Source organism: Craterilacuibacter sp. (genome assembly GCF_051659485.1).
In the GTDB taxonomy this organism is placed as follows: Bacteria; Pseudomonadota; Gammaproteobacteria; order Burkholderiales; family Chromobacteriaceae; genus Craterilacuibacter.
This window is the reverse complement of record NZ_JBOFOO010000088.1, coordinates 1-2,349: the sequence shown is the minus strand read 5'-3', so window position 1 is coordinate 2,349 and position 2,349 is coordinate 1. Positions and strand designations below refer to the sequence as shown.

The 2,349-nt window shown below is 57.1% G+C and carries 3 protein-coding genes; 2 read left to right on the top strand and 1 reads right to left on the bottom strand.

Annotated elements, in window-relative coordinates; all coding sequences use genetic code 11:
- Positions 1–254 precede the first annotated feature (254 nt).
- Positions 255–971, top strand: coding sequence for a histidine utilization repressor (hutC, locus tag ACRC1E_RS03060; protein WP_438513637.1), 717 nt, complete (start codon positions 255–257; stop codon positions 969–971).
- 69 nt (positions 972–1,040) lie between these two features.
- On the opposite strand, the gene ACRC1E_RS03055 is transcribed toward hutC, so the two are convergent.
- The gene (locus tag ACRC1E_RS03055) at positions 1,041–1,586 is read right to left on the bottom strand and encodes a DUF2059 domain-containing protein (RefSeq protein WP_438513636.1); all 546 of its coding nucleotides are present in this window, start codon (positions 1,584–1,586) and stop codon (positions 1,041–1,043) included.
- A gap of 278 nt (positions 1,587–1,864) precedes the next feature.
- Between ACRC1E_RS03055 and ACRC1E_RS03050 the strand changes: the two genes are divergently transcribed.
- The coding region (locus ACRC1E_RS03050) for an aminopeptidase P N-terminal domain-containing protein (protein ID WP_438513635.1) at positions 1,865–2,349 on the top strand (485 nt) is incomplete at its 3' end.

Genomic DNA, 2,349 nt, shown 5'->3' with positions numbered 1-2,349 from the left:
CGGAATGGACCATGCCAGACCGAACACGGCAAACACGATGGCCGGTACGCACAGCTTGTGAATGGCGATATTGGCAGGGTGGCGGTGGCTGTCTCCATACTCGTCCAGCCATTGCGTCAAGGTCATGGCGCCTCCTTTTTTAGGTTTACGCAATATAGCGGTAAGGGTTTGATATGGAACAAACCTGCAGTTATTGGCAACAGGGCAGCACCCTATCCATAATAGAATAAGATAATTTTATTATGGATCTAGCCGTGAACCAGCCTGCCAAGCCCCGCTTCCAGCATATCAAGGACCATATCCTGGACGGTATTCACCGCCATCTATATGTGGCCGGTTGCAAGATTCCATCCGAGCTTCAACTGGCACAGGATTTTGGCGTGTCGCGCATGACAGTGAACAAGGCCTTGTGCGAGCTGGCGGATGAAGGGGTGCTATTGCGTTTTGCCGGTGACGGCACTTATGTCGCCGAAAACAAGATCGCGGCGCCGCTGCTGGATATGAATAATATCCAGCAGGAAATCAGTGCCCGCAGCCACCAGCATGTGGCAGAGCTTGTTCATCTTTATGCGCTGGAGGCCGATGCAGAAACGGCCCAGTATCTTGAAACCGAGCCCGGCACCGCGCTGTATTACTCGCTGATCGTGCACCGCGAAGACGGGCAGGCCGTGCAGCTGGAAGAGCGTTTCGTGCAGGCACAATGGGCGCCCGGCTATTTGCAGCAGGACTTTAGCGCACAGACGCCGAATGAATTTTTGCTGAAAAACAGCCAGCTGACCGATGCCGAGCACACCATCCGGGCGGTGATGCCGGCTACGCGCGAGCAGTTATTACTGGAGATAGGGGCACAGGAGCCCTGTTTGCTGGTGTTGCGCCGTAGCTGGTCGCACAAGAATCTGGTGAGTTTTGCCAAACTATGGCATCCCGGCAACCGTTACAGCCTGCATTCCCGTGTACCGTTGGGCGACTGACGAGTCGTGCATCCATAAATAAGCGCCACACCTGCTGCAGGTGTGGCGCTTATTGATTCAGGGTACGGCTTATTTGCTGCTGATGCTTTTACCGTAGCTGGCTGCTGCGGCTTCCATTTTTGGCAGCAGGGCTTTTTGAGCCGACTGCATGACTTCTGCTGCTGCACGGTCGATGACTGCGCCATTGGACTGCAGCCACTTCTGGCCGGCCGGTGTCTTGACGAAGGCGGTGATCTGCTTGATTTCTGCCGTGGTGAAAGCCGATGCATAGCTGCTCACCAGCGCCTGCTCAAACTGCTGTTTGGTGCTGCCGGAGTCGAAGTAATCCTTGACCAGCTTCATCTGGCTGTCGCCATAGGTCTTCAGACCATCTTGTGCTTTTTTCTGCTGTTCGGCAGACAGTTCTATCTTGTTGTCGGCCAGATACTTTTGCAGCAGCGGGCCGGCGCTGGTTGCTGCGCGCTGGGCCAGCATAGGCAGCATGCCGTTGATACGGGTTGCGCTGATCAGTTCCTTGACCGCGGCCGTATCGGCTGCGGGAGCGGCCTGAACCATCATCGGAACTGCCAGAAGCAGGGCGGACAGTAGACCGGCGATGCGGCGTTGAGCGAACATGAGGTTTCCTTTTCAATTAAGCAAAGTGCACAGAAGCGCAGTTTGGCATTTGCCGCGCTTTTGGTCAAAACATGTGCTGCGCTTGCCGGTGCGCAGCATTTTTTACTCAAGCAGCTATGGTCAATTTTTGCCCTGCTTTGAAATCAGGGCACAGGGTCGAACCGGCCAGCGGCGGTCAAGGCTCGTCTGGTACAGGGCCGCTGGGCTATGTTAAGTTGTATAAAGTATCCATTAAAACCGACAGCCGAAGGCTGCGCTTCCACACAAGGACTTCTTTTATGTTTGCAGCAGAAATCTATAGCGGCCGCCGCGAGCGGCTGGCGGCATCCGGCCTGTCCGGCCTGGTGGTTTTTCTCGGCAATGTCGATGCGCCGATGAACTATGCGCACAACCCCTACCATTTCGTGCAGGACGCCAGCTTCCGCTATTTCTTCGGACTGGATATGCAGGCACTGGCCGGCGTGCTGGATCTGGATGCTGGCGAAGTGGCGCTTTACGGTAACGAGCCGGATGTGGCCGATATTGTCTGGACCGGGCCGGTACCGTCGCTGGCCGAGCGTGCCGCTACCGCCGGCGTGACCACCACCCGCCCGTATGCCGCGCTGGCCGATGCCATGCGTGCGGCGCATGCCGCCGGGCGTCCGGTGCACTATCTGCAACCGTATCGTGGCGAAACGGTGCTGGAACTGGCGCGCCTCTTGGCCTGCAGCAGCGATGCCATCAAGCCCGGCTTCTCCGAGGCGCTGACCCATGCGGTGGTGGC

What these genes read in the sequence shown, in the direction of transcription:
- ACRC1E_RS03055 (WP_438513636.1), bottom strand. Translation starts at nt 1,586, where the DNA reads ATGTTCGCTCAACGCCGCATCGCCGGTCTACTGTCCGCCCTGCTTCTG.